The sequence below is a fragment of the Arthrobacter sp. 05T444 genome (assembly GCF_056395905.1).
Genome location: NZ_JBFTKK010000010.1, coordinates 119,920 through 145,056, shown reverse-complemented (window position 1 = coordinate 145,056; position 25,137 = coordinate 119,920). Strand labels below are relative to the sequence as shown.

Annotated in this window: 7 protein-coding genes; all 7 read right to left on the bottom strand. The window is 61.4% G+C overall.

From position 1 onward, the window contains the following. Positions 1-760 precede the first annotated feature (760 nt). Positions 761-7,234: a DUF3320 domain-containing protein gene (locus AC1DD3_RS11885; protein WP_476881746.1), complete on the bottom strand. Its 6,474-nt coding sequence runs from the start codon at positions 7,232-7,234 to the stop codon at positions 761-763. A 201-nt stretch (positions 7,235-7,435) separates the two neighbouring features. Further along, positions 7,436-8,413 carry a reverse transcriptase family protein gene (locus AC1DD3_RS11880; protein ID WP_476881745.1) on the bottom strand — a complete coding sequence of 326 codons (978 nt, stop codon included), beginning with the start codon at positions 8,411-8,413 and terminating at the stop codon, positions 7,436-7,438. Positions 8,414-8,630: 217 nt separating this feature from the next. Beyond that, positions 8,631-9,875, bottom strand: a complete 1,245-nt coding sequence (locus tag AC1DD3_RS11875) for an McrC family protein (RefSeq protein WP_476881744.1) — start codon at positions 9,873-9,875, stop codon at positions 8,631-8,633. Continuing rightward, positions 9,875-12,877 carry an McrB family protein gene (locus AC1DD3_RS11870; protein ID WP_476881743.1) on the bottom strand — a complete coding sequence of 1,001 codons (3,003 nt, stop codon included), beginning with the start codon at positions 12,875-12,877 and terminating at the stop codon, positions 9,875-9,877. The genes AC1DD3_RS11875 and AC1DD3_RS11870 overlap by 1 nt, the downstream gene beginning before the upstream one ends. After that, entirely contained in the window at positions 12,874-16,914 is a 4,041-nt protein-coding gene (locus AC1DD3_RS11865) for an Eco57I restriction-modification methylase domain-containing protein (RefSeq protein ID WP_476881742.1), read from the bottom strand. Before AC1DD3_RS11865 ends, AC1DD3_RS11870 begins: the two co-directional genes overlap by 4 nt. Beyond that, positions 16,911-19,772 (bottom strand): helicase-related protein, encoded by a 2,862-nt coding sequence (locus AC1DD3_RS11860; protein ID WP_476881741.1) that lies wholly within the window; start codon positions 19,770-19,772, stop codon positions 16,911-16,913. Before AC1DD3_RS11860 ends, AC1DD3_RS11865 begins: the two co-directional genes overlap by 4 nt. Further along, positions 19,769-24,955: a DEAD/DEAH box helicase gene (locus AC1DD3_RS11855; protein WP_476881740.1), complete on the bottom strand. Its 5,187-nt coding sequence runs from the start codon at positions 24,953-24,955 to the stop codon at positions 19,769-19,771. The genes AC1DD3_RS11860 and AC1DD3_RS11855 overlap by 4 nt, the downstream gene beginning before the upstream one ends. Between the last annotated feature and the right edge of the window lie 182 nt (positions 24,956-25,137).

The following is a 25,137-nucleotide window of genomic DNA, read 5'->3' as shown; positions in this document are numbered from 1 at the left end:
CCAACGGTAGAGTGGCCGATCTCCGTGAGAGAGATGATCTTGCTGAGGTGCAATTACGCCAGCCGCCCTGGTTCGCCGGACTTCGAGCGGCAACAGTTCACGACGAGCAGCAGACGGATTTACTCGGCCTGTGATCGGGTCATCTGCCGTGTCCCGCGCCCGGAGACCCCAAGCCGCTAGCGGATGCGTGGCGCCGTGCCATGGCGCTGGGCATCAGCCCGGACCCAGCACAGCCCGCCGCACCTGCACGACGTGTCCGAGGTCCTGGAGCTGCGGCAGGCGATGCACGCGCTGCACGTGTGCTCGACGCGGCTGGCGCGTGCGTACCATGTCAGCCGCGCTGCCAGCTGTGGTTGACGTGCGACCCCTAGTCAGAACGCCCTGAACAACTCTCGTCTCTCCTCCGCAAATACGGGAAGGTTTTTTCGAAATTGACATGCACCTCCGCTGGAGCTCCATGACAGCCCTAGCCCGCATCCAAAGCACCAAAGGGACGCCCACCTCCTCCCCGTACCTGTTATGCACAACAGTGAAGGAAACGGGATCAAACACCTTCCACTGGCCCCTGCGGTTGTATCCCCGACTCAGTATTCTGGAGAGTTCACGCGCCTCCTCGACCGTCACCAAAGCAAAGTAGCCGAATACAGAGGACATCGCTTCATCGAACGCCGGCTCACTACTGAAGCTTCGAAAATGACCAGTTTCGTCCCGGAGGTGATGGGGTTCGAAGACTGCTATCTCCAAGGAATGCATCGTTGTTCTAACCGTTCCGGTCAGACAGGTGGACCAATTCGCCGCGCAGCTCAAGCCGCTCAGTGTCGACGCCGTACTGCAGTCCCTGATTCAGCCGCGCAGTGACACCAGCGGTCAGGCGCTTGGCCCCAAAGGTCCTGATCGCCTCACGGTGCAGCTCATCCACTGCAATGCCGCCGGATACCCGCACGATCTCGACCATCGCATTCCGAATCTCCACCACACTGATGTGCTCGGGCTTCCTAGTTACGTCGGAACTGTTCGGCCTAAAGTGTTCCCACAGCTCCCGGTCGATTGATGCGTCCCAAATGAATCCGTCAGCATCGCAGTAGTGCAGTGCCTCATCGAGGACATCCAGCACCGAATTCATCCGGTCAGCGTTCACCTTGTTGAGGCTGAAGGCTGCACAAACCAGTTTCGCAAGGCGCCCCTGCTCGACCGGCCCCTCGGCCTCAACGACTGTTCGGATGGCGTCACGCACGGCAGCCACGGAACGGCGGGAGTGAAGCGTGTCCAGCACTTCCACACCTCCCAAACGCCGGACGGTCCACGGCTTGTAGCTAGGACGGGAGGACGCGGCCACAACCGTGGCCGGTCGCGGATCCGCACGGACGGCCTCCAAGAGAGCCCCTTGTCCGGGACGGGAGCTGTCCTTGCCGGCCACCAGGACGTAGTCCGGCTCCGCAACAGCGGACTCAGCAGCCCGTCGCCCGGAGCGCGCTTCCTCGGGAGCTTGGCTCCCCGGAGCAGCAATCGGCTCCGGAACAGACGTCGCCGCTTCATATGCCTCCGCCAGAGCAGCCTCAAGCTTGTCCAGCACGGCGTCGCGGTCGGCGAGCCAAGCCGGCAGCCAAACGCGCTGCACCGATGGCCAACGCATCATTCGAGTGAGCACATCGCCGGGTAGCCCGTCCCTGTCCCCTGCAGTCCGGCGGGCAGCCCACGCAGGGCTATCCAACAGCACGGCCATCAGCGGCCGACGCGGATCGTCCGGGACAGCAACGCTGATATCGACCTTGAAGTCGGACAACCCCACGTCAGTCGCAATAACAAAGCCGCGGTCCCGGAGTGCATCGGCGATCTCCTCGCGGTGCAGGTCCACGCCGATTGTCCGCCGGCCATCATACGGAAGCGCCGCGGTTCCCTGTTCCGCCAGGTCGAGGTATGAGCGCAGGTGCTTGATGCCCACCGAGCTCGTTTCCTCGGACCTCAGCTCACTTGGGCTGAAACTCGAGAAGACAACCACCTGCCGCCGAGAACGCGTCACTGCCACATTGAGTCGCCTCTCACCTCCAGCCCGGTTCAAGGGCCCGAAGTTCAACGGCAGGTACCCCTTATCGTTCTTACTGAAGCCGGTGGAGAACAGAATGACATCCCGCTCGTCACCCTGGACATTCTCAAGGTTCTTGACGAACAAACCTTCCGCATCCTCGTCCAGTGCCTTGATGATCCGAGCATCGTCCGTGTCGCGAAGCAGGCCTTCGATGAGTGCCCGCTGTTGCAGGTTGAAGGTCACTACGCCCACTGAAGGGGAACCTGAGGAATCCGAATCGAAGCGCCGGCGGACCTCCTCCACCACAGCGGCCGCCTCAATGGGGTTGGTGCGCAGCACCTTGGAAGGGCCGGACCTGTGGAACTGTCCGTCCACCCGGACGAAGTTGACGCCGTGTCCGCCGAGCCCGGGATCAGGAGCCCCGTGGGACGGCCCCGGAAAGGACGAGAGCTTGCTGTCGTAGTACTGCTGGTTGCTGAACGCGATAAGCGACTCGTCCTGGCTCCTGTAGTGCCAGGACAGCCACTGCCGGGGCACCCGCGCCTCCACGCACTCGGAGAGGATGGATTCCATGTCCTCCACCGCTGTAACGTCGTTCTCGATCTCGTCGGAAGAATCACCAGAGGATTCGGCAAAGGACGTCGGCGGCATCTGCTTGCTGTCCCCGACGACCACCACTGACGAACCACGGCCCATGGCGCCGACGGCGTCCGCCACTCGGATCTGCGACGCCTCGTCGAAGACCACGATGTCGAACAGATTCGCCGATGCGGGAAAGAACCGTGCAACCGAGTCCGGGCTGACCAGGGTGCACGGCATGATGTGAGTGATGAGGTCTGCGTAGTTCTCCATGAGCTTGCGGACAGTCATGCCGCCGCGCTGGCGCGTCAGCTGGCGCTGCAGCTCCCCCATACGGCCGGAGTTCGACGACGACGAGACGCGCCTTCCGCTGACGACTCCGGCAGCAAGGTTGCGCTTCAGGAGCTCACGCACTGCCGCCGCACGCGAAGTAAACCGCTCGATGGTTCGCTCATGTGCGTGAGCATCAAAGTCCTGAAGTCCCGTGGCCAGACTGCGTTCCTCGAGGGAGCTTTCGGCGAGTCCGCGTTCAAAGGCGGCTGCGGCGTCATCCGCATCCAGCAGACCGTCAAGGATTGCAGTGCGTGCCCCGTGCAGCCCCACGGACCGGAGCGGTTCAACGTGCTCCAAGAGCTCAACCCAGCGCTGCAGTGGCGCCGAGCCGGCGGCATCCAGGCGCCTTGCAGCCCGAGTGTCGCCCCAGACCTGCAAAAAGCCCTTGTCACCGATCCAGCCCTTCAATTCCGAATCTGCGACGACAGAAATCCTGGCGAACGCCTCCCACGCCTGCGCGAGCTCGTACAACCATCCGACGATGTTTTCGTGCACGGACGGCCCGTCGCTGAGGAAGGTACGCAGAGCGCTCTGGAATGGAAGAGCACCCTTTCCGTTCTTAGGAACAACTGCCTCCGCAGCCCAGCGCAACCAGCCGAGCCGGTGGTTCAATGCCGCCTGCCCGGCTTCTGTCAGCGGGTTCCAGGATTGCGGCACGGAGACGCCCGGCACGGTCTGCGCCTCGTGTTGGAGACCTTGGATCTGCTGCTGTGCAGCGACCAGATTCTCGAGCAGCGGCACCAGCTCCTTGTGCCAGATCTCAGAGCCTTGGTACAGCACGCTGTCCAGTTCAGCCGCAACCGCCAGTAGCCGCTTCTTGCGTCCCCAGAACCCCGTCGCCGCTGCCTGCTGGGCGCGCACCAGGATGTCCTGCAGCGGAAGGTCCATGGCTTCCGGCCCTACCTGTTCCAGACCTGGGTGATTGACTGCGGCAAACGCGGCAACCAGCTGTTCCAAGTGGCCAGCACCTGTGGACCATTTCCCGGACCTGACGGCGTCGAGCGTTTCCAGCGGAACGCTCCGGTCTTCCAGCAGCGCGGCGAGCGTCCCGACGTCGGACGGCTGCCCAGCGGAGAAAACAACCTGTGTCAATCCCTCAACAGAGCGGATGGCGTCGAGCGCGGCGTCGAGGCGGCGCCCCGCGGCCAGCAGCTGTTCCGACTGCTCCGGCCCGGTAACAACGGCGACAAACCTCCACGGGTGGTCCTTCCCCGGTCGGGCGCGGTCGGTGTACTCGGGCAGCTCACGCAGAACCTTGCGGACAGGCTCCAAGATGGAATCGTTCGCGGAGGAGGTGAAGTCCGTTCCCAGCGGAATTGCGGGATCGTCCTGCTCGTAGGTGAGTGCTTTGGTGCGGGCGCTGTAGAGGGAAAGATGCGCTCCGTTTTCCTCATGCAGGTTGCTGGCATAGCGGACCAGGCCGCGCCGTGCGGCCGCCAGATCCGTTGAGGCGGTTTCAAGCTGCTGGGAATCCGAGTCCAGACGGAGTTCCAGGGCGTGCTTGATCTGTGCGCGGACAACGGCTGGCTTGCTTCCTTTGTCGTGGAGGTCGAGGGAGAACGGCCCCATGCCCACCTCGTTCAGGCGTTTCTGGACCACATCGAGAGCCGCGCGCTTCTCGGCGACGAACAGGACCCGTTTGCCTTCAACGATGGCGCGGGTGAGCAGATTGGTGATGGTCTGGGATTTACCGGTCCCGGGAGGTCCTTCGAGGACGAAGGTCTGCCCGGCCACCGCCGACGCTACAGCCTGAAGCTGCGATGAGTCCGCCGGAATGGGGCATTGGGCAGCAAGGGCGTCGAGGTCGACGTCGTCATCCGCAGTCACGGGGTCATGGAACAGTTCCGTGGGGGTACTGATGAGGTGGTGGACCAGCCGGTTCTTGGCGAACTGCTCCCAGTTCTCGTCGAGATCCTTCCATAGGCGGAACTTGGCGAACTGGAGCATGGACAGGTCCACGGTGTTCTCCACCCTGAAGGCGAGCCCCTTTGCAGAGACAGCCTCCCGGACTGCGTCGAAAGCGGCATCAAGATCGATGCCCGATCCGTCCTCTGCCGGCTCAGCAAGGCCCGGAATCCTCAACCCGTGGGACTGGGCAAGCTTTTCGAGGAGACAATAGTTTGGCGTGGATTGGCCAGTTTCGTCCAGGGTCACGCGATACAGTCCCTGCTTCCCGGCCGAGGTCAGGTTGACCGGCACGAGGACGAGCGGAGAGCGTAGAGCCCGGCCATCGAGCTCCCACATCAGGCTGCCGAGAGCCAAGTACAGGTTGTTGGCGCCGGTTTCTTCCAGCTGAGTCTTGGCTTTATAGGCCAGGCCGCGCATCTTGCTGCTGTACCCGTCCTCACTGACCTCGGCAAAGACTTCCTTCTTGGAGCTGAGCATCCCGATCAGCTCATCTTGCGGCAGGTCACGGCCAAAGCGGATGCCGCGCTCCTGGTAGACAGCGCTGATTTGGTTGGATGGGAGCAGGCTGACCGGAGTGCCGTTGTTGATGAGATCTTCAAACGAGCCGATCCACGAGCTGGGCACCGCCAGCGGAAAACGCGCCGTGTCGGTGAAGTTGATCAGCCGGTTCCGCAGGCTCAGGTCCAGCAGCGCGTTCTTCCACTGCGTGACGCGCGGGGGGACGTCCGTTACATGCCCCTGAGTGCGGGAGACTTTGCCCTGCTTCCCAGGGAGGACGGGCGCTGCCTTGGTTGCCGGCGTGTAGGTCGTGACTACCGGCGCCCCGGTCTTGGACGTTGTTCGGGCCGGCAGCGGGAATATGCCGTCAAGGCGAGCGCGGCGGATATCGGTGACGGCACGGATGTCATCGTTGCCTGCCTCAATGTACTTGGCCAAGGGGCTGTTCTGGAGAGCGGCCGGGGTGATGGGCTGGCTTCCAGTCAGCAGTGTGGTCTCGATGAGTCCGATGTATCCGCGCTGCACGAGGCTGACTAGTTCAGGAATGTCGTCTGAGGCAGCTGTAGGGAGGGCACGCTCCTCCCGCCAGTACCCAAGGAAGGCATGACCCTCGACGACCCACAGCAGCGGCCCGATGCCGCAGTATTCCAGAGCCGCCGCCATGACAATCGCTGTGTCCAGGCAGGTGCCGAGCCGCTCCTCCAAGACCTGGGTGGGCGTGCGGACCTGCTGACCCTGCAGTCCCCAGCTGGCCGGGGGCATGCTGTAGCGGATGTCCCGGTTGCTGGCTGCCTGAGCGAGGGCGAAGGCGATTTGGTCGACGCGGTCGGCGTTTTCCGTGTAACCGTCGAGGCTGCTGCTGCCGGTTGTTTCCAGTAGTAGGTCAGCCGCCTCCGATACCAGTTTCGCTACCGCGGGATGATGGGGCTGCACGTAAGCGGCGAGGAATTCGAAGGAGACGAGCCCGCTGCCGGCAATCCATAGCTGTGCAGGGAGGAGGTCAATTCGCGTTTCCGCTCTACCGATCTCGGCCGCGCCAGCCGTGGCTGCGCTGGGCTCGACGGTGACAACCACGCTGCCCGTCTGTTTGTCGGAGAGCCCGTACATCGTGTTCGCCGACACGGGCACGTCCAGATCGTCCAGCACAATCGTCTGGCCGGCGGCAAGGTCAACGAACTGCTGGAACTCCTCAGAAATCCTCCCCGCGGTGGACAGCACTTCAATGCGGACCACAGCCCCACGGATCTCCGTGCCGGGGTTGATGATCTTAACTTGACGAACGAACTTGAACCCGTTGTGGGCCATCGAGTAACTGAGCGCCTCAGCCGCGGTTACTTCAACGCTAACTTCGTGCTGGCTTGGCGACAGCACAGCAACGTCGTTGTCGGTCAGCTCCTCAACGGGTTCTTTCGTTTCACCCGAATCCGTATCCCCGTCAAGCGCATCTTCGTCGTTTCCTGTGCCCCGCGCCTTGTAGCCGTCCAGCAGAGCCGAGAGGGTCTTCGTGGCATCTTCCAGCTTGAGGTACTTGGCCAGCCTGCCGGCAGTGTCAAGAGCCCGGTACGTATCGTCGTCATCGAAGGCTTCATTATGTGCCCACAGGTTGCGCGTCTGCCGGAGCTCCGAGGTGTAGCTTCGGGCCGTATGGGCAAGGTTGAAGGGGTAGCCAAGTGCTCCGAGCGACTCCGTCATGACACGCAACTGCACGCTGAGGTCTGTGGCTGAATAGCTTTGCGCCGTACGTCCGGCCGCGGCGTCCTTGTGTTCGAGAAGCTTCGGCCACAAGATGCCTGGAGCGAGGTCCGCCAGGACTGAGGAAATATACGAGCCCAGGCTCGATGCCAAAACCTCGAGCGCACGGCCGACATACTCGCGGTTGGAAAGCCCCATTTGAAATCCCCCATCTGGCACAGCGGCCGACACAAAAACTGACATCAGGTTAGTGGGTATCCTCACCCCCTGCACAGTGACCCGAGTATGTGTCAAACCGTACACGTGGCCACCGACAGTAAGCCGGCAAGCAGCTCAAGGGGCGCTGCACACCAGTCCTTCCTGTGTTGGCCTGAAGCGCCCTACGGCGTGCCGGCTGTGTCAGCCGACGGCGAGACCTGACGTCTTCACTTCATTCCACGACTGCCTAAGGGGCCCTGCCCAGTCCGGATCAATATGGACGGCGTGTGCAAAAAGTCCGTCCACGTGAACCATGTACTCGTCAACTTCAGGAAATCCTCGAGACGAGGAATACTGCTCAAGCCCGAAACGCGACGAGCCGTACACGTGCCACTGCAGTGTTGTTTTGAAATTTTTAGGGAGTCGTACCCGGTCCGAATCAACCAGAAGCCCCAAGACAATTAGTCGCGATCCCGGCGGGACTACGCGAATCTTCTGCTCATTGAGGGTGAAGCGATGTGATGCTATTTCACTTCGCGCACACCGCGTCAATGCAATTGCAGTCTTCCGGTCGAACTCACCTGTTGACGAGAACGTCAGGTCGTCGGAGTAACGGGTGTACTTCATCGAGTTACGAGCAGCAAGAGCCAGCAGAGATTGATCCAGGTCAGCTGCGGCGCGATTAGCTAGCAAGCCACTGGTCGGGGCACCCTGAGGTAGGTATCCGAGGCGGTCGCTCTGAGCAGTGGAGCCGCGGGTGCAGAGCCGAGCCAACTCGCGTGCGGCGTCGACACTTTGGCCGTCGCTTATGAACGAGTGTGCCACCCGGTCTTCTGTAACGGAGTGAAAAAAGTCCTGGAGATCGAGTTTGAGAAGCCAATGAGCTCCGACATGGACACTTGCGCAATCCTTGATTGAGCGGCCTTTGTGGTAAGCAAAGCTTGTGGCCTCTGACGGATGACCGACGAGCACCCGGTCTAAAATCCAGCGTTGGACTCGAGCAAGATCCGGAACGGGAGCAGCAATCGTCCGAAATTTGCCCGCCCCTCGTTTTGGCACTTGGAATTCGTGATAGGGGTCCACACCTCGTTCAATAACCGACTGCAAAAAGTGCTGGTTAACCCCAGTGACCCAGGCGAGCTCATCAAGGCTCCTGTAAGAAACACTCTTGGCCGCCACACACACCCCGATTGAGAATCGCCAATATCTACTCATTTTTCTAGAACGACAATCACATCTTCCAAAGCCGACTCAATTGAGTGGCCCAGCGCTTCGCGAGACGCTAGTAGGGCATCACCCGCCATTCCGGACTGGCAGGCTCACCCACGCTAGATATTGGCGATCCTCTTTGCGGAAATTATCGGAATGTAGGCCTCCCAGTCAAATCCTGACCACACTAGGAGACAGACTCCAATGGCATGGCAAGCTCGTGCGGCGGGCGTCTCTGCTCGTATGCTTTGCGTGCCAGCCTTTGCATCGCAGCGAGCAGTGCCTCAGGCGTCTGCGAAATGTCTATTGGAAACTCCACCACAGAAATGCCCGTGTTGCTGATTCTTCGGAGTCGCGCCTCGCCAGGGCCTGCATAAATCAGCCAAGCACGTGAAATGCTTAGCGCTGTACAGTATGCCAACATTTGATAGTGGTCCGCGTTCGGGTAAGCCCCTGACACCGAAGCAGCTTTGTACTTTGCGTCGAAGACCATAGCGGGAAAGCCGCCAACAGAATGAACAATGTCGACAAACATTTTCACCCGGTCTCCCTTGCCGTAGCCCACTTCAGCTTCATCCAGGTACGCCTCGTACTGCCCCTGCGTTTCCCCCGGATACATGTCCAGAGCCTCACGCAGGGCAGTCGTCACGAAGTCCTCGAACACCGTCGCCATGTTGACCACAAACGATGCAACCACGTGCTGCCCCAGTCCAGCCTCCGCGGACATGTTCCGCAGGATGATCTCAGCCAGGCGCAGCGCCGGGACATACCGTTCATTAAGCCTGGTTTCGGTCCAGGCCGGCAAAGGAGCCCCGAACCGCAGGGCAGAAACCCCATCCAGTTTCGAATCAATGTGCGCGAGCCGCTCCCGGACCCCTTCAGAAAGGCGCGGCACCTGCATCATCAGCCGGACGGCAGCCCTCAAAATCCGGTTCTCGGGAATGTCCACCGTGAAGTCGTCGTAGGCAACCTCCAGTGGCAGGAGCATTCCCGGCCGCCGGGTCATCTGGTCTCCTACCCGGATCCGTCCGCGCACCGTCCGCAGCGCTTCCTCTACATGCACGTACCCGTTCAAAGCCCCACGATCCAGTGCCCGCTCGCAGTGCCGGGTCAGGGATTCCCCCAAGGCAGCAAACAGGTCATCATCCTCTTCGCCGGCAACATCATCCGGTCGGAAACCAGGATTGATGGCGTAGCCCAGCAGGAACAGGAGCCGACTCAGCCCCACCTTCTCCTTCGGCTTCACCCGCACCAGCAAGTCGCCAAACTGAACCGCACCGACCCTCCCCGCGGGCAGCACCGTCCAGAGGCCCCCGTGCGCCGGAAGCACCGACACCAGACCGGTGTCCCGCAACGTCGCAGCGACCTCCCGCTCCAACTCGACAGGCTCCGCGACCGTCTGCAGCTCGTCCAGGACAATCTCGGACGGCATCACGTCTCAGTTTCGTCCGATTCCGACCGCGGGCCAACTGTAGCGACGCCGGCGCCGGGGTTACGGGGCCCAAGAGAAAGATCTACAGGACCTACGTCCACGCCGGCCTTCCTCCGCATGGCAGCCAGCCCGAACTTCTCGCGCACCTTGTCCCGGTTCAGCCGCCCGAAGTACTGCTCCTCGAGCAGCGGCAGGAGCTCGTACTTCCAGATCTCCTCCAGCCCTTGGTCTGACTCGGCGTGTGGCTTCATGAAGTACGACGGCCCTATCATCAGGTCACGATTTGTCGCCTCAATCTCGCTGTTCAAGGCATTGAGTAACTCGGCCCGCAATGAAGGCTTCCCGTTTGCCTCGAGGAACCGCTCCAGCATTCCGGAAATCATCCCGTCCTGCGGGTGCAGCTCCACGAACGCGAAACGCCGCCGGATGGCCGCATCGACCATCGCAATGGAACGGTCCGACGTGTTCATGGTGCCGATGATGAACAGGTTCGGCGGCAATACAAACGTCTGCTGAGGGTTGTACTGCAGGTTGATGCCCTGGTCGCGGTACTCCAGCAGGAAGTACAGCTCGCCAAAGATCTTGGCCAAATTCCCGCGGTTCATTTCATCGATGATGAGGAAGTACGGCTTGTCCCGGTTCCCATCCAGCGAAGCTTCCGCGGCGATCCGCCGCAGCGGCCCCGGCTCCAGGCTGAACCCGACGTTATCGCCTTCTGTCTTCGCAGGCCTGTAGCCCTCGAAGAAGTCCTCATACGCATACGACGGGTGGAACTGGACCGTTTTGACGTGGTCCCCGTGTTCCTCACCCGCGAGGAACCGGGCGATCTTGCCGGCTAAGTACGTTTTGCCTGTTCCCGGCGGTCCGTAGAAGACAATCTGCTGCCGGGTCTGAAGCAGCCGAATGACTTCCTGGACATCGTCCCGCTCCACATGGAGTTTGGCGGCCAGTTCCGGGGTCGCGTCCCGAAGTTGAGGCACGACGGCGATCTGCGGCTGTGCGATCGGCTCCTCCTCCGGCGGGACCTCCCCGAGCTCCTCTTCCGCGTACCAAGCGCTAATGACGGAGAGCCCGTCTGTCAGGTCTACCACCGACCCCTGCTCCTCGAGCAGTCGCGGCATCGGGGCCGGAAGGTCTCCGTTTTCCAGCGGCTGTTTCCGCCAGGCAACACTCCGGCGCAGGCGGGAGGTCTCGTCATCCACGTACTCAGCCTCGCCCGTGACGACGCCGAGGTAGAGACTGCTTTCAAAAGCGGTGAGGACGAAATCGTCCACCTTCATCTGGCTCAGGAACCGGTAGTACTCCTGAGCCCGCGCCTTCCGCTCCGAATAGTCGATGTGCTGATAGCCAGCGTTGACGGCGGCCTGCACCTGGTCATAACTGCTCCCCGGCTTCGGTGAACCGAGATGCTGCGCCCGGGTGGAGACGAATTCACCTAACAGCCAGGAATCCAGCATCGCAATCCCTCCCTGGTTCTGCCGAACGAGCCACGCACGCTGGCCAGCGTCCTCACCGGAGGGCTGCCACTCGCTCAGGTACGGTTCGCGGTACCACTCAATGAAGTCACTGGATTCACCCTGCTGAGCCTGCCTGATGCGGTGAAGGTCCTTGGCGATGTCAGTCTCGGAATCACCTGTAGGGCCACCGATGATGTCGGCAAAAGCATTGCGGATCTTTATCCTGTGGTCCTTTTTGACCACCGGTTGAAGATGGCTCGGCCACGCTAGGTAATCGATGCTGTAGCGGATCGTGGGCCAGTCTCTGGGCACAGCCTGGGTCACGCTAATAAATGTCCATGGGTCCTCAAGAGCTGCGTTGATGAGGCTCATCGGCTGCTCCGTAACGTGCTCCACGAACCGCGTTAGCCAGCCGAGGTGGTCAGCGACCTGAATGTTGAAGCCCACGCCCCCGTTGAATGCCCCGGGTGCCTCAAGGCCCTTGCGGAGTTCCGCAGTAAGTTCGACGGCGGCCCCGGGCACCCAGGACAGCACCTTCTCAATGCGGGCGACCTTCGTTGCGGCCATCACGTTGCTCAGGGGCAGAACCTGCAGGTACAGGAGCTCCGCGGCCAGAAGTACTGTCTCTCGGGAGGCCGTGGCCAGCTGGCGTTCCAGTTTTGACATCAATGAACCGGTACCGACATCTGGGTTGGCGATGCGGCTGGCCAGGTCTGCTGCTGTTTTCGACGTCCAGGTGGAAGTGTTGCCGTCCATCGGCGACGGTTCTCCTCGTAGGCCTGCGCTGAGGAGCAGCCGCGCTGTCGATTCGACCTCGGGTGCCTTGCTGGCACCGCTGTTTCCAGGGTCCGTTACGTCTTCTGCCATCGCTTTATCTCCCCTCCAGGCTCGAAATGCTGCGCTCTCGGTGGAGCTCCATTCATCGGTCGGATCAACGTTGAGCACTGTCCACATCAGGCCTTGGGCGTCCAAGCGGTCGCGGAGTTTGATGCCATAGTCAGGTGCCAGCCGGATGAGTTCATCGAGCGACTCCAAAAGCAGCTCGTACCTGCGTGCTGGATCGCCATTCGCGCCGCGGTCTTCCCAGCCGACCAGCTTGAGGAATTTTTTGACCGCGCGGGCACGATAAGGAGGGTACGTGTACGGATCTCGGGCGAGCAGAAGAATCGAGGCGAAGCCCACGACGCCGCCGACGGAAAACTGTTCCGGATTGTGCGGACGAAGTAGCGCTGTAAACTCGTTGATTCTCCGGACGTCTGGTTCCCCCTCCCAGAGAAGGTCCATAACTTGGCGCAGATCCCCAGGCTTCGACCTGCCCAAATCCACCAGCCGCATCATGAAGTACTGGTTCATCAGGTTCGACGACGAGATGTCGCGTCGAAGCATCTCGAACCATTCGGGATCCCGGTTTAGGTAGATTTCCCTGGTTTTCCTCAGGCGTTCAGCCAAAGCGAGCTTGTAGTTGTACTCCTCCGCATCCAGATCGACCGTCTTAGTAAAGAGGGCGGCGAACTCCATAAACTGGGTCCAACGCAGGTCCGTCATACCAGGGTCTCCTTAGCGAGATGGCGAGGGCCCTGGCCCGGCGATGGTTTCACGAATGATTCATAGGATGAGCCAACATCGATAGCATGCTGGATCGCGTCGAAGACGTCTAGGACCAATCGCTGCGTGCGATATTCGCCAAATCGGGCTTCGTCCGACTTACGCACCCCTTCAAACGTCGTCATGACGTACTCAGTCTCGTCGCGGGTAAGTCCATAAAGATGGAAAAGAGCAGCGTCAATCTCCGCCCTCAAGCATTGTCTTCGATCATCGTCCCAAACATAGGGTCCACTCGACGCCGCTTCGGTCGATTCGGGAACAACGCCATAGGCCACATACTCAAGCTCCGCAACTCGTGGTCTTAGCCACTCTCCGACAACTTCCCCTGGAGACCATAACGCCGGCTTTCGCAAGACAGCAGGGGGGATGACCGGGAACTGTTTGACAAGGAAAAAGTTCAACGTAGTGCCACCCACTTTGCTTCGGCTAACAAAGTCCTGTGCGAAGGATGACAAAACGGTGGGCAGTAGCCATCTATCTTCGTAATCGCTATTCAAGAGCGGCAACTTATTGCTCACTGCGGACTTTGGGAAACCAGCGCAGATCGTCGTCCTCTCATTCGTTGAGTTGGAAATATCCCTAAATCCGATCAGCCAGTCGTCTTTCAATACGGCTGCTACATGGTGCTCGGCTACCCAGTAGCGCGGCAACACGAGGAAATCTGGATCTGCCTTTTCCACGGCCGAAACGTCACGCAAAGTTCCATCTGCATACGTGGCCCACCTAAAGTCATAATGATGGATCAACTTTCCTTCGTACAATGGCAGCATTTTTTCATGCTTCCCATCTTCCGTGCGCTGAAAGATGTTGCCCTCAAGATCCCAGCCGTCGTCCTCGAGCTGTTGGCGGGTGTGAAACAAATGTGAATCGTTGGACATGTGGAACATTGTCATGAAGGAAACCCCCCAGGGATTTCCGTTCACCGGGTCGTTCTCGTTGATCAGTACTGGCACGCGACGGTATATGCCGAGCGTGATCTCTGCATCCCGACGCGTTCGGAAAATTGGTAGCGTGCCGGTATTGGGGTTGATGAGCTTGATTTCATCGGGGGTTAGAGCGAACGCTGATACTGAAATGTCGGCAGGGTTGTGGAGGAAGAACGCAAAGGAGGCCGCCTCTTCCTTTGTCAGGCGGCCAGCCATGGTTAGCAGGCAGAACTTGAAGCGGGAATCCACATCCTGAAACAGCGGCGCCCGGTTCTCGAAGTCGTACAGCGCCGCAATCGTGCTCGTCTCAACCAGGTCCTTGAAGAAGTATTGCGTAGTCGCGTCCGTGGCGATACCTGTTGGGACAATGACGCCGGAGCGGCCATGCGGTCCGGTGAGGCTGCGGAACAGCTCTGCGAAAACGGCGTAGGTGTTGACGTCACCGCGGCCATTGAGCGGAAACCTCCCGGTTGTCCGCATGCTGACGCTCTGGCCTTCAGCGTTGCGCTTGGCCTTCAGGAATTCGCCGTGCAGGATCGGGTCCTCATCTACGAGCTTTTTGATGAGTCTTGTCCGTGCGGCGGCATTGGGAGCTTTCGCGATCGCCTCGTGACGGGCCGCGAAGAATTCCTGCTCCTGTAGCTTGACGCGTTCCCAAGGCGGGTTTCCGAGCATGCAGGAGAAACCCCCGGGCCAGCCTTCGGCACCCGTATCCCCGGATGCTGGATCGCCGAACACCTCGGGGAATTCCAGATGCCAGTGGAAGAAACGGTACTCCTGCGCCAGTTGCCTGACTGTGGCGACCGTGTCGGCGTATCCGGCTGACTCCCCTGCGTCGGCCAACTGCCGGACAACGGAGGACGTCGGAGGCTCGGCTGTTCCCGCATTGAGCGGCCAGACAAAAGCCGCACACCAGGCGTCTGCGTGGAGTCGTTTCTGTTCCATCTCGGCAGATTGGTCGAAGGTTGCGTACGCTCTGGCCCGCGACCGGGCTTCGGCGGCGGTGGACACTGGCTTCACCAATTCCTGGCGTTGGCCGATCAGTTCAGCGACGCCCGTCCTCGTGCGTCCAAAGCTAAAAGTCTCCTGTCCTAGGGAACCGAAGAGCTTGTCGGCCTTTTTGGAGTTCTCGGCTCTGTTCCGCTTCTTCACTTCGGCGGCGTATTTCTTGTCGTCGCCTTCCAGCACGCCAAAGGCTTCGTCTGGAACTCCTCCGGCCAGCAGCGCCGGAGTGGTCCCGAGCAGGCTGTTTCCGATCTTGATCCGGGCGTCCAGGAAGCCCAGTGGTTTGCCCGGTTCCATGGCCTCCAGCCAGAGGGACACCTTGGCGAGCTCGGCGGCGAGGTCGTTCATGTCCACGCCGTAAATACAGCGTTCCACCACATCGTGCAGAGCGTGCTGAATCTCGGCGGGCGTCGGTTCGTTCTCTCCAGCACGAACTTCGGCAAGACGGCGTGCGATGCGGCGAGCCGCTGCGACCAGAAAACCTCCGGAGCCCGAGGCGGGATCGCATACGGTCAGAGCCAGAAGACGTTCTCCCTGGTCGACCGCATCTCTGCCACCGTTGACGGCGTCGTCCAACAACGGGTCCAAAGCCGTGTCCAGGAGTGCGGACACCAGGCTTGGCGGCGTGTAGTAGGAGCCGGTGACCTTGCGCTCATTGCCAGCCAGCCGGACGAGTTCAAAGGTGCGTGTTTCTGTGTCTATCCGGGGAATAAGTTCGAGCAGGGACTCATAGACCGAACCCAGCTCCTCCGCGCCGAGGTGCCGGTAGTCCACCGGCTGGAGCCTGTCACCCTTGCCCAGCACCCAGCTCAGACGCCGGATGGCTTTGAGGAAGTCCTGGTTAGCGAGTTCAGCGCCGAGCAAAAGATCCTCATGCGGCTGGTGTTCGAGCTTCGTAGCGCGGGAGTCTGGGTCGAAGAGTCCGCCCAGTGCGGGCAGACCTACGGCCTCCAGTCCGTTGCCGCCGAGGGCCGAGAGCACGAGTTTCTGGGTCCGCCAGAGGTCTGGGTGCGGACCTCCGTCTCGATGGCGGGAAAGTCTGCGCAGTCTCTGCGTCGAGAAATACTTGGCGTAGCGTTCCCTAGAAACCATCGGAGCATCGGGAGCCAACAGCGCGTTGCGGTCCTCGACGACGAAGCAGAACAGGAGGCGGTATGCCGTGCGAAGGAGGGCCTTGTGAAAGTCGCGGGGGCTGAGCTCGCCGGTGTGCAGGGCATCCAAAAGCCATCCGTTCTCGGGGTGCCGGAGGAAGCCTGTCCCCAGATAGTCCAAGGCCTTTTCGACGCCGACGCCCAATTTGTCGAGTGCACGTGCACCCGCGTCGACAGACTCAGCTCGCCAGGACTCGAGCCAGCAGTCGGCCGGCGAGCCCTCAGCCCCGCCCCGTTTGTCGAGGCGGGACTGGTGGCAGAGCTGCCAGACAATCTGGAACTCAGGGTAGAGATCCGAGTCGAAGATGGTTTCAAGATCGAATTCAATGTAGGCGGACCCTGCGAGGGCAGTGGAGTCCCGCAGCAGGCGGAGTTTGAGGCCGTTGCTGAGGATGGCCCACAGATAGTCGCTCTCACGGTTGAGAAATTCCTGAACCATGGCTTGGGGGGCACGCTTCGCCGCGCCTTCCACCCCCGGTGAGCGCTTGTCCAGTTCGACGCCGGGCCCTAACAGGTGGATGGGTACGGACTCCCAGCGGTGCGAAATCGGATACGTGGTGTCCGCAGCCTGGAGCCCACCGCCCGTGGCAGGCACCTGGCCGTAACCGAACTCGCGTAAAAGGATCAGGAGCCACTTCTGGCGCGCGTCGCCGGTACCAGCGCCTTGGCCGTCCGGGCGCCTCTTCGCATCGAGCTCACGCCATGACTGCCAGGCAGTCCGGAGATAGCCCCAGGAGCGGGATGACGCGTCCCGAACAGTCTCGGTGCCCATGAGGTGGTAGGTGACGGGGTCTAGGCTCTTGGGGTCGTTGACTTCTCCGGATTGGATCCGGCCCAGCAGCGACGGCGGAACCACGCCGCCGACGACGGAAATCGCTTGAAACGCCGTACTCATTTGTTGCCTCCAGCGGGGCTGTAAACATACACGCCCAGAATGTCCACGGGAAGATTGGCTTCGACACTCAGGCCTCTGATGCCGAGTTGTCCAGCGCGGTCGCCTCTGGCGACGATGCGGACTTCGCGGTGGGCGTCCCGGATTTCTTCGGCTACCGCCTGCGCCTTCGCGTTGAGTGTGTCGGTCAGCAGCGGAAGGGCGCCCAGGATGTTGGACATCATGTTGCTGACGTCGCCGGCATTCGCTGAAGCCCTGGACAGGAGGAGCTCGTCCACCTCAGCTTCATCGAGCCACGAGGGGTTGTTGGGTGGACCGGTGAAGGCCAGGACGCGGGCTTCCTCGGCCATGTCTGTGCGGTCGCCCAGCCGGGCCGGCAGGATCAGCTTGGTGCGGAAACGCACCAGCAGCGCCACGGTGAGCTTGTCGACGTCGTGCGTCTTGATGAAACCGCACCTGCGGGCGGGCCGTTCTTTGCCTTCGAGTTGCTCGTCGAGTGCGGAGTTCAACACATACTGCGCGACATTGGCTACAGCGGGATCGGTTCGCACCAGAACTGAGGAGTTCCGGGGCGCCGGGAAATCCCTGACGAATTTCGCCTCAGACCTGGCCCCCAGTGCGTTACGGATACCCGGAACCGCGGCAAGCAGCTCAGCCCTGAGACCGTCCGCCGTGTCCTCGACGTGCGCGCCTGTTTCTTCCAAGGCAGCCCGGATAAAGGCGGCGACGTCGCCGGGGTCTCCCAGGCTGCGGCGGGCAGCGTCGACGACCGCCTGCACCTGTTCAGGGTGGATTGCATTCTGGGCGAAGCGGGAGCGGCTGACGTTCTCTTCCTGGGCGCTGCTGCGCCAGTCCGCCTCCAGCTGTTCCGCCTCAGGGGTCATGCTGAAGAGCTCCAGCTGGTCGCCGTTCTGACCGCGCATCAGGATGCCCTCCAGAAGGGCAGACAATACTTGGTCACTCTTAGGCGGAACTGGAACACTGATCCCCAGGTCGCGGCGGATACTTTCGTGCTTGCGCAAGAGAACGTCCAGCACGATCCCGTCGATGCCGTTGTCATCACCGTAGATGGTCAGCGCACGGACCTTGTCGGCAATCTGCCCGAATCGGTCCACCCGGCCTTCACGCTGCTCGTGGCGGGTGGGGTTCCACGCCAAGTCGTAGTGAATCACGGCCTGGAACCCGTCCTGAAGGTTCACGCCTTCGGACAGGCAGTCTGTGGCCACGAGAATCTTCGGCAGCTCTCCAGCGCGCTCGGCCTGGTTTGCGATCCGCGCCGCTCGTTCCTCGGCGGGGAGCTCGCCGGTGACCACTTCGACGTCGTACTTCTTCTTGAGTGACTCCCGGAGGAACTCGGCAACGTAGTGGGCGGTGGGTATGAAGCGGCAGAAGACGATGGGCTGATAGCCCTCATTAATAAGCTTCCGAATCCTGCCGAGGAGCAACTGGAGCTTGGCATCGCTCGCAGGATTCGTTGACAGTTCCCGGGCAGTCCGAAGGAACCCGTTGAGTTGGCGCTTCTCGCCGGAGCTCTCCTCCAGCCCTTCGGGCCGGGACCCGGGTACGACGTCGATGGCCTCGCCGCCGTCGTCTTCTACCTGGTCCATGACGACGGTCATGCCACGCTTTTCGGCGGCTGCATCGGACTCGGACTCGTCTGCAACCGCACGCGTGTTCAGGGTGGCCGCGGCCGCGGCAGGCGAGGAAGCCATGGAGCGAAGTAGGGACAATGCTGACCACCAGCGGATGCGCTGTTCGAGTTTCGTTCCGGTTTTGTCCTGAACGCGGCCCCGTACGTAGTTCAGGACGGCATCGAAGAAGGCCCGGTGCTCAGGTGACAGCTTGTAGGGAACCTCCACCGTTTCACGGTCCTTGGGGAACTTGGTGTCAGACTGCAGGTAGGTGCGGATGTCCACCCGCCGGCGCTGGACCATATGGTCCGCTAGCTTCCTCCGACCCGCTTCGCCGGAGAGGTCGGTTGTCTTCAAGCTGCTGTCCAACAGTCCAATGAGATTCCTGAAGGCAGCGTCGTTCCCGCTGTGGGGAGTGGCTGTAACCAGGACCAGGTGCCTGTCCGGGTTGTCCGCCAAGCCACGGACCAGCTCGTAGCGTTGGGTCCGACCCGAACCGCCCTTACCGGAGTCATCGGCGGTCACGCCATGGGCCTCATCGACAATGATCAGATCCGGCGCCGTGCGCAGGAAGTCGTGACGCTTGGACTCTGACTTGATGAAGTCTGTGGAGACGATGGTGTGTTTGAAGTGCTCGAAGATGGACTGGTCGTAGCCTGCTGCGCGCTGCAGTTTCTTGGCCGTGCCGGGGAGAACAAGCTCGGCTTCAATTCCGAACTTTTGCGACAGCTCCTGCCGCCACTGTTCAGCCAAGCTCGGCGGGCACAGAACCGTCAGTCCGCTTGCTTCGCCTTGGGCCAAAAGTTCCGCGGCCACCAAGCCGGCTTCCACGGTCTTACCGATTCCGACGTCGTCGGCGATTAACAGCCGCACCACGTCCTGGCGGAGCGCCAACAGCAGGGGCACCAGCTGATAGGGGCGCGGTGACACGTTCAGTCCCGCCAGGGAGCGGAAGGGGCCGCCGCTGGAGCGGAACCCGATGCGCAAGGCATCGCGGAGAAGCCGGGCGCTTCGGTCGTCGCCCAGGTCCGTTGCCGATGGCAGGCCGAACGACGCTGGCTTCACGTCTTCGAGGGACGGGATCACTCCGGCGATGTCATCGTCGGTGCCGCCGATCGGGCGCAGAACCAGAAAGTCTGAATCACTTTCCGGAAGGACCACCCACTCACGGCCGCGCGCGGACACCAATGAACCTACCGCATAGCTCGATTCGGCCGTTGAAATACTCACTTAACCACTCCAAATACAGTTGCGTGATCCTTGACGAACACGTCTATCGCAGCATCGGCACGAACAGTCAGAACATTCCAGTTTCCGTACGTCAGCATCATTTCATTCACAGGCGGCCGTGACTCGTCCTCCACGATGACAACAGTGGGTTGCGACAAACTGGTGCTGTAGGCAAAATCGACCACCTGTCCCTCGATCTCCTGGCCAATCCCGTCGGGGAGATTGAGCCCTTGAGTGGCCAGATAGTCCAAGATACTTTGTGCACGCTGGCTGACCGCTACGCCTTGGGGAGCGGCGGAGGCGGGCGTTTGGGCCCTGGTGATCGCCGCCGTCGTCTGGGATCTTGCCAGTCTTTGCAGAAGATCGATGACCAGCCGGCGGTCGATGGATTCATGGGAGCGCTGGTTGCCGTAGGACAGCAGACAGCGGTAGCAGCCCCGAACGCAGGCGTTCTCCCTCTCTTCCCCCGATATGGGATCGACATGGAGTATCTCCAGCGCCTTGGCCGCGACCTTTGCCATGGCCCCCGGCTCGCTCTGGAGCCGTCTGAGGACGCCTGCGCCTCCTTCGGCTGCCTCCACGAAAAGCAGCCTGCCGCGATCGTCCGCGTCGTTCAGCCGTTCGCTGGCCAGCTCGGAATCTTCCAGCTGGAATACTGCTTCAATGCCGCGTTCGATCGCGTACTGCATGGACGTGGCCGCTTCATCTGTGAGCTCTTCAGCCCACCGGAGTACCGCGATGTTGCGGCGGTCTTCGACGAAGGGCGTCACCATTTGCTTCTTCTTGGACTGCTCCACGGTCATGTCTTCTGAGTCAGGAGACTCCGAAGTGTCTTCGGTGGCCCGTTTCTCGGACAACCATTCGCCCGTGATCAGGTCCAGCCAGAAACCGTGCTTATCGGGGTTCGCGCGGTTGCGGCGCCCGAGGTTCGTCACCCGAACCGTTGCGCCGTCTCCGTACCGCACATCGCCGAGCAGCTCGTCGCCGTCGTGCATCTCTGCGTCTGAGCGTCCGGGCTTCTTGCCGTGGTTGGCAAAGCGGTAGGTGGTTACCAGCTCGAATCCCTGCCGGTTGCGTTCTTCCTCGTCGGCGCTGATCCGCTCCCGCCTCCTGGTGATAACCGACTGGAGCTGCATGAGGTTGGACCAGCTGCCCCCGAGCGGAGTGTTGCACAGTTCGCAGACATCAACTCCTGCTTGGCGGGCGTGCAGGTAGCCGCAGGCCTCGCAGACCCGGGCCTCGGTGAGGACGACGTCCCCGCCGCCTGCTCCCTCTGAGTCACGTGGGAGGCTCACACGCTTGACCTGGTAGCGGGCGCCTTCGTGATAGATCAAAGCGTCCGGACCGAATTCGCTAATTGCGAGGAACCGCGAGCGCTGGAGCCAGGTGCTGTTGTTGTCGCGGCCCTTGCGGATGCCTGGGATGAAGGCTGCCAGGGGAAGGCGGGGGAAGGAGTAGCCGGGCAGGAAGCCCTCGGAGGCGAGGTAGCGAAGGGTGTAGAAGTCAGACTGTCCGCGGGAATCGCTGTCATTCAGCAGGATTTCCAGTCGTTGGCTGGCTTCCCGGTGGCGGTTGACGGCATCTTCGCGTTGCTTCGAGGTGAGGGAGTGGTCCTGGCTCGCCTTGTGGGCCAGGTCCTGTTCTCCGAGCGCGCTGCGGTAGAGCTGGCGCCATCGGTCGCAGGCTTCGTCGAGCGAACCGAGCGCGTTGTCGACCACAGTGTCCGCCCAGGCTTCGGTCCACCACGTCGTGTCCTTGAGTTCGTCTCGGATGGCACTGAGAAGGGAGGCCGCAGATGCCTTGGCACGCTCGGCGGCGCTTTCATCCTGCAAGAAGGACAGGATCTGCGGTTGGATCGGGTAGCTCTTGTCCTCAAGCTTGAGCAGGCCGCTGAGGGATTTACCAAGACCGTTGCTGGTCGCTGCCAAGGCCTCAGCCAGCCACACGGCATGGACGTGAGAGCGAATGAGATCCTCGTTGGCAAAGTCCAACCGTGGCGGCTGAACTTGCCCGGAAACCATCAGGTTGGAACGCTCAAAGTAGTAGCTGTCATGTGCGCTGCCCGTGGCGCAATACGTGAGAACCAAGGCCGGCTGCCCCGATCGGCCTGCCCGGCCACTGCGCTGTGCGTAATTGGCGGGAGTCGGCGGCACGTTCCGCATGGCCACGGCGTTGAGATCAGCGATGTCGACGCCGAGTTCCATCGTTGGCGAGCAGAACAGCAAAGGCAGCTCCGCCTTCCGGAACGCCTGCTCGCGGGCCTCCCGGTCCTCGGGCCTCACTTGGGCGGTGTGCTCGGCGGCGCGCAGTCCAGCGAGCTCCACGCCTGTTTCCAGGTAGAGGTCCTTGAAGAACTTGATCACGCGTGGTTTCTGGTCCGGGTGGTAGCTGCGCCTCAGCAGATCCGGTGCGCCGAACTCGCCCTCGCCCTTCCGCAGGACCATGGCGGAGAGTTTGATGCGGTAGCCGGAGAGCTTGCCTTCATGCACTTCAGTGATGAGTCCGGCCGTCAGGAGCGTCTCGAAGAGTGACGCGATAACCTCGTTGACCTCGGCCATGGAGAGCTTCTGAGTCAGGGCGTTCGCTGGCGCGGCAGTACGGGCCAGCCAGCGGCCGAAGGTCCCGTGGGCGGTTACAGGAAGGAGGTTCCGGAAGCTGGCGCCCTTCTTGGTCTCTGTGGATACCAGGCCGACGTTGGGGTCCGGCTCGCGTTCGGGAAGAGCCCAGATGCCGGTGAGGTATTCGCGGCTGCGGCCTTTGACCTTGTTGAGGGAGTCAACGGTTAGCTCGTCGGCGTCGATGGCTAGGACTCGTCTGAACTCGTCGAGCAGGACGCAGATGATTTCTTCCCGCTTGCCCGGTTCCGCGTCACGCAGGATGTAGTGGGCCGTCTCCCAACGATTCTCTTTTTCGGCAAGGAGTTTCGCATGAGGGTAGTCGACCAGGAGGAGGCCGGTCTGTTCGAGGTTAGGAAGGGTGATGCGCCAGCCCCGCTGTAAGTCCCGGAGTGCACGGTAGGTGACGACGTCATTCAGTGCGCGGATGGTCGGTTTGGGGTCAAGCGGGTCTTCAATTTGTGCGTAGTCTGACCAATTTAGACTCAGCGTGTTGACGATGGCGGAGCCGAGGTCGCCGGCTTCGATGCCGTCGTCCCCGGCAGCAGCGACGGCCCGGTAAAGCGCAGACCGCAGCTGGGCCACCTGAACAAAATCGTTGAGGTGGCCAGCCTGCAGGGATGCATCCTGTCGGTTGTCGACGAAGGTGAGGAGCTTCTTGGCCTCTTTGCTGAGATCCTGGCCGGCGTCGGATTTAAGCAGCTGCACGAGCTTGGTGGCGATAACTGTCATGGCGCTGCTGCGACCCTCTTGGTCCAGGGTCACCACCTTGGAAAATTCGCCGCTGCGCGCGGATTCGTACGTCACCTGGCAATTGAGGCAGAATCCGAGGCTGCCGGGGATCCAGGCCGCGAGCTGTCCGCTGGAGGCCGTCTGATCGTTATCGCGGGCGGCGTCGCCTCCTGGTTCAATCCTGTAGCGGAGAGGAAGCCGCTTCCGTTTCGATTCCACAACTGGATGGCCAGAAGGAGCGTTTGTCAGCCAAGACGCCGGCAGCCGGCCCGCTTCGACTGCATTTTCGGGCCATTCCTGATCGGTGGAAATGAAAAGGTAACCGTCCTTGCCATCGTCCACGCCGCCGTCGTCCTGGAACTTCAGGTCGTGGCGGGCAATGAACCGCGATCCACTAGGCGCCTCCACCAACCGTGCCATCAGATATTCCTGCCCACACTCTCGACAGAAAGCCAGCGGGTAGAGGCGCTTCTCCTCCGTCCCGGTGCTGACTTGGAAGTCAGTCTCGATCAGACGGGATTCTTCGGATTCTGCGGTGGTGTAAATCGACCCACCCTTGGAAATGAACTGATGCAGGCGGAAGGCAAAGAGTGGCCGCCCGGTTGCTGATTTCGCCTTGGAGCCGGCCAGCAGCGTAGCGCGGATGGCCGTTGCACACCCTCGCGGTTCTTCGCCCGTGAGCTCTGCCAAAGTTTCGGCTGCACCCGTAACAGTTTTGGGAGCGCTGCGGATGAGCCGGCCTGATGCCTGCTCCGTGGTGAGCCCGAACGTGTCCTCAATCCAGGAGGCGAGCGGGTCCGACTGCATGGATGCGTACCCGCCGCTGAGGGTCGCGCTGCTGAACTCTGCGTCTCCGCGCTCCTGCACCCCAGCTCGGAGATCTTCGGGTGACTGATTCCTCCACGTTGTGGCGCGGACCAAGGTCTCTGTGATCACCTGCTCCGAACTGATTGAGGCGCCGAATATGCGAGAGGCGACCTCGGCGACGTCCTTCTGCTGCTCCGCCACCGTTCCGCCGCTGGACATCGTTGCTGATGTGCCAACACATTGGAGGGTGGACTGGGCGTGGCAGGCATCGCGGAGACGTCGAACCAAAAGGGCGACATCGGCGCCCTGACGGCCCCGGTAGGTGTGCAGCTCATCGAGGACGAGAAACTGCAAACCGGAGGCTGCCCGGATAAGCGACTGGCGTTCCTCAGGACGGGTAAGGACATACTCCAGCATTACGTAGTTTGTCAGGAGGATGTCTGGCGGGTTCTTCAGGATCGCCTCGCGAACCTCGCCCTTCTCTTGTCCGGTGTACCTCGCAAATGTCACCGGCGACTGGCCGTCAAAGCCGTTTTCCAGAAACTTGGACAGCTCTTCCATCTGGCTGTTGGCGAGAGCATTCATCGGGTAAACGATGATGGCCTTAATCCCCTTGCCGCTTCCTTCACGGAGGACACGGTCCACGATCGGGACAATGTAGGCGAGGGACTTGCCGGACCCGGTGCCTGTGGTCAGGACGTATGACTGTCGTTTCGCTGCAGTTTCCACTGCGTCCACTTGGTGCTTGTGGAGGGTAATAGACGTCGCACCACGGTCGGATAGATCCTTCTTCGGGCGGAATATCTCGCTGCATTTGCTGTGCAGGATTCCTCGAGACACCAACTCGTCGACGCTTCCGCCAGACTTGAAGGAAGGGTTCAGGGATAGCCACGGGTCCGGCCACTGGCGGCCTTGATCGCCAAGCTTCTCAACCTCGCTCCGGATGCGCTCATCCTTGATGTCGACAAAGCCCTCTGTGAACGACCTGTAGCCGTCAATCAGCCGGTCACGAATACCGAACGCATCCACGCGTGTTCCCCCTATGTGCAAGGCCTAATGTCATCCGCGGCCCGTTACCTGATGGGGCGCAGCCTACCGCTGTCCGTATTGTAGTGAACTTCGCAAGTTGTTGCCGGCGTTGCGCGCGTAGATGCAGCCTCGCGGTGCCCTGCGAAATTCCCTGGGCACGGCTATGCCACCCAAAGTCTTGT